This window comes from Streptomyces sp. NPDC008238 (assembly GCF_042956445.1).
Taxonomy (GTDB): Bacteria; Actinomycetota; Actinomycetes; order Streptomycetales; family Streptomycetaceae; genus Actinacidiphila.
Map to the genome: position 1 here is coordinate 43493 of NZ_JBIBGK010000001.1, position 7388 is coordinate 50880.

Here is a 7388-nt window from a genome sequence, read left to right on the forward strand (position 1 = left end):
TGGTCGCGTCAGCGGCAGACCGCGCCGTCGGGCGGGAGCAGACCGCGCAACAGGTAGTCGTCGACGGCCGTGTCGACGCAGCGGCTGCCTCGCTGGTAGGCGGTGTGCCCGTCGCCGTCCCAGGTGAGGAGCCGGCCCGAGGAGAGCTGGGTGGCCAGTGCCCGGGCCTGGTCGTAGGGGGTGGCCGGATCGCGGGTGGTGCCGACCACGAGGATGGGCGGCGCGCCGCGGGCGCTGACCCGGCGCGGCAGCTGCGTGGGCCGCGCCGGCCAGTGCGCGCACGTCGACAGGTCCTCGTTGTAGAACGCCCCGAACTGGGGCGAGGCCCGCAGGAACTCGGGCAGCGCGGCGAGGGTCTGGGCGGGGGTCGAGCGCGACTCCAGCGCGGAGCTCAGGCAGTTGACCGCCGTCATGGAGGCGTCGCCGGGCGCCGTCTCGTCCTCGTCGCCGACGAGTTCCCCGAGCACGGTGGTGTCCCCGGTCCGCACTTCGTCCAGCACCGTGCGCAGCGTCTCCCAGTCGGGTGCGCGCAGCGTGCTGACGACCGCGCCGAGCAGGTCCTCGCCGTCGAGGTGCTCGTCCTTGCCCCGCCGTACGGGTGCCCGGTCGAGGTCGGCCACCAGCGCGTCCAGGGTGCGGCCCGCCTCCTCGACGGAGCGGCCGACCGGGCAGTGCCGGCGGCGGGCGCAGTCCGCCGCGAAGGACTCCCAGGCGATCTGGTAGCCGCGGGCCTGGTTGAGGTAGGCGTGGTAGCCGTCCATCGCCGGGTCGACGGCGCCGTCCAGGACGACCCGGCCGACCCGGTCGGGGAAGAGCTCCGCATAGGTGGCGCCCAGGTAGGTGCCGTAGGAGAAGCCGAGGAAGTGCAGGCGCTCCTCGCCCAGCGCGGCGCGGACGACGTCCATGTCCCGGGCCGCGTCGAGGGTGCCCACGTACGGCAGGAGCCGCCCGGCGTGCCGGGCGCAGTCCGCGGCGACCTCCGCGTGGTAGGCGGCCCACGTGTCGATGACCGTGGCCTCGTCCCGAGGCGGCGTCCCGCGGGTCCGTGCGCCCGGGGCCCCGGCGGCGCCGCAGTCCACCGGCGTGCTGTGGCCGACCCCGCGCGGGTCGACCGCGACCAGGTCGTACGCGGCACGCAGCGACGCGGAGTAGGTGTCGGCGTAGTCCCGCAGGTCGTCGACCGCGGAAATGCCGGGCCCGCCCGGGTTGATCTGCAGCGCGCCGATGCGCGCGGCGCCGCGGCCGGAGGCGGGCCTGCGGATCACGGTCAGGGAGATGTCGCCGGCCCGGGGGTGCGCGTAGTCCCGCGGCACCCGAAGACTCGTGCACTGGAACGAGCTGTCGGGGCAGGGCCGCCAGCGCAGGTCCTGCGTGTAGTAGCGCCGCAGGTCCAGCCGGATCGTGCCGGAGGCCGGGCTCGGGGAGGCGGCCCCCGAGGGAGCGGGCCCCGCGGTCCTGCGGGTGTGCGTCACCGCCGTGCACGTGGCGAGCAGCGTCCCGAAGACGATCAGCACGGCGATCACGCAGAGCAGGCCGCGCCCGGGTATTCGGCCGGTGGCCGGGACAGCTTTCATCGCCACGCCTTCGTTTCCGCCCGTTGCGAGACGCGGGGCTGGTCGGCATCGGTGAGCGGCCGCGGGGGCGGGTCCGGGCGCCGTGCCCCGGCAGGGAACGGTCAACGCCGTCGCCCCACTCCCAGCTGCGTAACCAGGTCATCACAGATCGTGTTCGGGGGATCGCCGGGATGCGCCGAACGCGTGAAGCGGGCGCCCCGCCCCGTGCCGTGACCCGCCACAAGTGGCCGTCCAGCCGCACAAGTTGACCGGTATCGCTCTGGCCGCGCGAGCGGGGCCGCGACTACCGTCCGCGCGTGCCCACACCCACGCGCACCACCCGCCCCCGTACCGACCACGACCGCATACGGACGACCTCCCTGGTGGCGGCCGTGATCGCCGCCCTCGCTGCCGTCCTCCTCCCGGTGACCACCGCGCAGGCCGTCTCGGCCGCGGGCACCGTCCGGAACGGGCTGAGCCGGCCCGACTACTCGTACGCCGACGCCGTCCGCGAGGCGGTCTGGGTCGAGACGGGCCGTGACGACGACGGCGACGGCCGCACCGACCGGGTCGCCGCCGACATCGTGCGGCCCCGCGAGCCCGCGGCAGCCGGCCGCAAGGTACCGGTGATCATGGACGCGAGCCCCTACTACTCCTGCTGCGGACGCGGCAACGAGGGCCAGGCGAAGACCTACGACGACCAGGGCCGGATGGTCCAGGCCCCGTTGTACTACGACAACTACTTCGTGCCGCGCGGCTACGCCGTCGTCCTGGTCGACCTGGCCGGCACCAACCGCTCCGACGGCTGCGTGGACGTCGGCGGCCCCTCCGACATCGGCTCGGCCAAGGCCGTGATCGACTGGCTGGGCGGCCGGGCCGCGGGCTACACCTCCCGCACCGGCTCCCGGCCCGCGAACGCCCGCTGGGCCACCGGCGACGTCGGCATGATCGGCAAGAGCTGGGACGGGACGATCGCCAACGGCGTCGCGGCGACCGGGGTGCGCGGGCTGCGCACGATCGTGCCGATCAGCGCCATCAGCTCCTGGTACGACTACTACTTCCAGCAGGGCGCCGCCCTCTACGACTCCGGCCCCGACTGGCTGTCGGACTACGTCGAGAGCGAGCCGGCCCGCGCCCGCTGCGCCGCCGTGCAACAGCGCATCGTCGACGGGGCCCCGCGCAGCGGCGACCTGACCGCCTTCTGGCGCGAACGCGACTACACCAAGGACGCCGGGAAGGTCCGCGCCAGCGTCTTCGCCGTCCACGGCATGCAGGACCTCAACGTCCGCACCAAGCACTTCGGCCAGTGGTGGAGCGCGCTCGCCGCGCATGGCGTGGAGCGCAAGGTGTGGCTGTCCCAGACCGGCCACGTCGACCCCTTCGACTTCCGGCGCGGGGCCTGGGTGTCCACCCTCCACCGCTGGTTCGACCACTACCTGCTGGGCGTACGCAACGGCGTGGAACGAGAGCCCGGCGCGGACGTCGAACGCGCCCCCGGCCACTGGACGACCGACCGCTCCTGGCCGCCCGCCGGCACCCGGAACACCGGGCTGAGCCTGCGGCCCGGCACCGTCCCCGGCCAGGGCACCCTGAGCACCGGCCCCGCCGTGCCCGGCAGCACGGCGGTCTTCACCGACGCGCCTCAGGAGTGGGAGGAGGACTGGGCCGCCGGGGCGGACACCCCGAGCGCGTCCAGGGCCGTCTTCACCACCGGCACCCTCACCCGCGACCTGCGGCTGTCCGGCAGCGGCACGGTCACCGTCACCGCGTCCTCCTCCACGACCAGCGCCCACCTCTCCGCGGTCCTCGTCGACCTCGGGCCGGCCACCGTCCGGGACTTCCTGGGCGCCAAGGAGGGCATCGTCGACCTGACCACCCGCTCCTGCTGGGGCGAGAGCACGGCGGGCGACAGCGCCTGCTTCACGGACACCGCCGCCGACACCGCCGACGTCACCCACACCGTGGTGAGCCGCGGCTGGGCCGACCTCGGCCACGCCGCCTCCGCGTGGCACGGCCGCCCCCTCGTCCCGGGCCGGTCCTACCCGGTCACCGTCACCCTCGGCGCCACCGACCACGTCGTCCCGGCCGGGCACCGGCTCGCACTGATCGTGGCCGGCACCGACGCGGGGATGATCGATCCCCCCGACACCACCCCCACCGTCACCCTCGACCTCGCCCGCTCACGTGCCCTGCTGCCGCTCGTCGGCGGAGCGCACGGCCTGGCCGCCCCGGCCCCGCACACGGCCGCCGCACAGCGCGCCGCGGCCCTCCCGCCCGCCCCGCGCCACACCGCCCGCACCGTCCCCGCGGGACGCTGACCCGGCCCTGCCCGTCCGCCCTCACACCCGGCGAGGGCGGGCGGGTAGTGTCAGCGGGTCAGCGATAGTTGTACGAGGAAGCAACAGCACCCGTGGACAGCACCAAGAAGACCGCCGACGACGCGCCCGCCGACGAACCCACCGCGGACCGCGTCACGGCGCCCGGCACCCAGGACGAGCGCGGCACCCGCCGGAGCCGCTGGCTCATGGACACCCGTCCCCTGCGCCACCCCGCCTACCGGCGCCTGTGGAGTTCCACCACCGTGACCGCGGTGGGCAGCCAGCTCACCGCCGTCGCCGTGCCCAAGCAGATCTACGACATCACCGGCTCGTCCGCGTGGGTCGGCTACTCCAGCATCGCCGGGCTGGTCCCGCTGGTGGTCTTCGCCCTGTGGGGCGGGGCCGTCGCCGACAGCGTGGACCGGCGCAAGCTGATGCTGTACACCAACATCGCCATCGCCGTGACCTCGCTGCTCTTCTGGGTTCAGGCCTTCGCGGGAGCGCACTCCGTCTGGCTGCTCATGGTGCTGCTCGCCGCCCAGCAGGCCGCGGCCGGAATGAACGCCCCCGCGCGCAGCGCCGCCATCGCCCGCCTGGTGCCCGTCGAGGAACTGCCCGCCGCCATCGCGCTCGGCTCGACCGTCATGCAGACCGGTCTGGTCGTCGGCCCGCTCCTCGCCGGCGTGCTGATACCCGTGATCGGCCTGCCCGACCTCTACCTCATCGACGCGATCGCCCTCACCGCCACCGTGTGGGCGGTGTGGCGGCTGCCCGCCCTGCCGCCCCTGGAGGCGAACGGCGCGCCCGTCGCCCGCCGCGGCGGCTGGCGCGAGGTGGGCGCCGGCTTCCGCTACATCACCGCGCAGCGCATCCTCCTGCTGTCCTTCCTCGCCGACATCGTCGCCATGGTCTTCGGCATGCCGCGCGCGTTGTTCCCGCAGCTCGCCGACACCACCTACGCCTCCTGGCACGAGGGCTTCGCCCTCGGCCTGCTGTTCGCGGCCATCCCCATCGGCGCGGTCGCCGGCGGGCTCTTCTCGGGCACCTTCTCCCGCTCCAAGCGGCACGGTCTGATGGTCGTCATCGCCGTCTGCGGCTGGGGCGCGGCCATCGCCGGACTCGGGCTGAGCGGCAGCCTGTGGTGGGCGGCGGCCTTCCTGGCACTGGCCGGATTCGCCGACATGGTCTCGATGGTGTTCCGCAGCGCGATCCTGCAGTCGGTCGCCACGGACGACATGCGCGGGCGCATGCAGGGCGTGTTCACGGTCGTCGTGGCGGGCGGTCCCCGCGTGGCCGACCTGCTGCACGGTACCGCCGGCTCCGCGTTCGGCACGCGCACCGCGGTCACCGCGGGCGGTGTGCTCGTCGTGGTCGCGATGCTGGGCCTGGCGGCGGCGTTCCCCGCGTTCACCCGGTACCGGGGAGCCTGAGCGGCGGAGAGGTGCCGAGCGCCCCGTCCTCCGCTGTGGCGGTACCCGGCGGCGACCCGGCCGCCGCCCCGTCCCGGTCGGGCACACGGGGGGCGGGGGCACGGCCGCGAGGTTCCGGGCGGCGTGCCGCGCTCGATCGTACCGGTTGCTCCGGGTACGGCCCCTGAGGGCCCGTCCCGGCGCGTTGCCGCTGCGGTCGTCCGCTCACGCGTCCGGCAGGAGCAGCCAGACCTCGGAGAACCTGAGGCCGTGTTCCCCGGTCACCACGCCGCACGGGCAGCCCAGTGCGATCCGGCGCCAGTCGCAGGCCACGCTCCATGGGCCGTCCGCCCGCGCACACCCGGGGCAGTGGAAGGTGTCGGCCGTCCACACGTCACGGGCAGGTCTGCCGTAATGCCGGAACCGCCCCGCGTACCGGGCCTGCCACGGCACGGCGGGGGGCGTCAGGGCAGCCGTCCCCGGCGGGCGCGGGGCGGCCAGGGCGGCGAAGAGCGCGGTGAGGCCGGGGAGCAGGTCTTCGCCCGCCTCGGTCGGCGGGACCGCCTGATGAGACGGATAGCGCGGAGCCGCCGCGGCGGTCGGCGGGGTGGGGGACGCGTACCAGGGCAGGTAGACGCGAGCGACGGCGGCCAGCAGGGCGGTGGCCTGCGGGCTGACCGCGCCCGCGTCGAGGTGGTGGACCGCGCTGCGCCAGATCCGCTGGAGCCGTCGGTCCCGGTCCTCGGCCCGGGCCCGCGCGCCGGCCGCTCCGCGAACGGGGAGCGGGGCGGTGAGGCGGGCCAGGACCCCGGCCGCGGCGTCGGCATCCGCATCGGTGGGCCGCCACTCCCCACCGGCCAGGAACCGCTGGGCCCGGTCCGACTCCCGCTCCAGGGCGCGCGTCGACAGCGGCCCGCTACGGGAGCCCGTCACCTGAGTGCTGTGCCCGCCCGTCATGATGGCGCCCCCCTTGTCGGTCCCCTGCGCCGATCGTGCCCTGAGCGGCAGGAGCCATCACAGCACGGACACCGACCAAGACGCAGCAGCCACCGGCACACCGGCGGGCGCGGTGCCCCCGGACCGGCCTCGTCCCGCTGTGCGCCCGTACACCTTGGGAGGTGGGTGTCGGGGTGCCCCCTTGCCGAAGGCTGGGGGAGGACGGGGAAGCCACGACATCAACCACAACGGCGCCGCACACAGTCACCGCGCAGCCCCCCGCATTGCGCCCACCGGGTGAACGCGTGCGCCGAACGGCGTAGTGACCCACGGGGTCCGGGTGCGTGCCCGGTTAAGAGTGAGGGGTACGCATCCGGAGGAGCCGCGCATGCCGCATGCCGCAGCGGGACGTCCCCGCCGGGTCCCGGCAGGGGCCGCGGTCGGGCTTTTCGCCGCACTGGTCTGCCTCCTCCACGCGCTGTGCGCACCAGGGGTCGCGGCCCTTCAGCCGCTGGAGCCCACGGCGGCCGTCGCCGTCGCCACGGACGACCGGGGCAAGCAGACGCACCACCCCCCGGCGAGCGTCGGGCGGCGGGCCGTTCCGCAGGCCGGCCCCCAGCAACGTGCCGGAACCGTGCAGGGGCACGCGGCGGACGTCGTCCACGACACCTGCCCCCCGGACCCCGTGGGCGCCGCGCTCCGCGGTCCGGCCCGGCACGTCGCCCCCGCGGGCAGACCCGAGCACCTCCACCTCGTCCTGCGCTGCTGACGGCGCCCTGCGGCCGCCGCCCGTGCGGCGGACCGTACCGCAGCCATGCCCGTCATCAGACCGCAGGAGGAACCGATCATGCCCGTGGACATCTACGCGGCCGTGGGCGCGCTCGTGCGCGCCGAGGCGGCCCGGGACCGGGAGCGGCGAGCCGTCGCCGACCTGCCGGAGACCGCCCCCGAGCGCGCGAAGGCGCCGGAGACGCCCCCGCAGGAACCCAGGGAACTGACCGAACGCCACCACGAGTGAGACGCCACGAGTGAGGCCCTGCGGTCGCGGGCCGCCCCCGCCCCCCCCCGGGGCCCCCCCCCCGGGGGCCCCCCCCGGGGGGGGCCCCGGTTAACCACTCGGCGCCGGCCCGGGCCCCGCCCGCGGGGGGGCACAATCCCAAACCCCCCAAGGA

6 protein-coding genes are annotated in these 7388 nt (G+C 75.5%); 4 read left to right on the forward strand and 2 right to left on the reverse strand.

The features are described from left to right. Positions 1-8 precede the first annotated feature (8 nt). A complete protein-coding gene (locus ACFZAU_RS00185) occupies positions 9-1574 on the reverse strand; it encodes an alpha/beta hydrolase (protein ID WP_500550358.1) in 1566 nt (521 codons plus the stop codon). 296 nt (positions 1575-1870) lie between these two features. Between ACFZAU_RS00185 and ACFZAU_RS00190 the strand changes: the two genes are divergently transcribed. Together ACFZAU_RS00190 and ACFZAU_RS00195 are read left to right on the forward strand one after the other, a co-directional pair. After that, positions 1871-3871, forward strand: a complete 2001-nt coding sequence (locus ACFZAU_RS00190; RefSeq protein WP_500550359.1) for a Xaa-Pro dipeptidyl-peptidase — start codon at positions 1871-1873, stop codon at positions 3869-3871. A gap of 92 nt (positions 3872-3963) precedes the next feature. Continuing rightward, entirely contained in the window at positions 3964-5301 is a 1338-nt protein-coding gene (locus ACFZAU_RS00195; RefSeq protein WP_500550360.1) for an MFS transporter, read from the forward strand. Positions 5302-5505: 204 nt separating this feature from the next. On the opposite strand, the gene ACFZAU_RS00200 is transcribed toward ACFZAU_RS00195, so the two are convergent. Further along, the gene (locus ACFZAU_RS00200; protein WP_500550361.1) at positions 5506-6213 is read right to left on the reverse strand and encodes a hypothetical protein; all 708 of its coding nucleotides are present in this window, start codon (positions 6211-6213) and stop codon (positions 5506-5508) included. Between the two features lie 391 nt (positions 6214-6604). On the opposite strand from ACFZAU_RS00200, the gene ACFZAU_RS00205 reads away from it, so the two are divergent. Both ACFZAU_RS00205 and ACFZAU_RS00210 read left to right on the forward strand, forming a co-directional pair. Next, complete coding sequence (locus ACFZAU_RS00205) at positions 6605-6985, forward strand: hypothetical protein (protein ID WP_500550362.1); 381 nt, start codon at positions 6605-6607, stop codon at positions 6983-6985. A gap of 45 nt (positions 6986-7030) precedes the next feature. Continuing rightward, positions 7031-7234, forward strand: coding sequence for a hypothetical protein (locus ACFZAU_RS00210; protein WP_500550363.1), 204 nt, complete (start codon positions 7031-7033; stop codon positions 7232-7234). Positions 7235-7388 lie beyond the last annotated feature (154 nt).

Coding starts and splice junctions, on each gene's coding strand:
- ACFZAU_RS00210 (WP_500550363.1), top strand. CDS start 7,031: ATGCCCGTCATCAGACCGCAGGAGGAACCGATCATGCCCGTGGACATC.
- ACFZAU_RS00205 (WP_500550362.1), top strand. CDS start 6,605: ATGCCGCATGCCGCAGCGGGACGTCCCCGCCGGGTCCCGGCAGGGGCC.
- ACFZAU_RS00185 (WP_500550358.1), bottom strand. CDS start 1,574: ATGAAAGCTGTCCCGGCCACCGGCCGAATACCCGGGCGCGGCCTGCTC.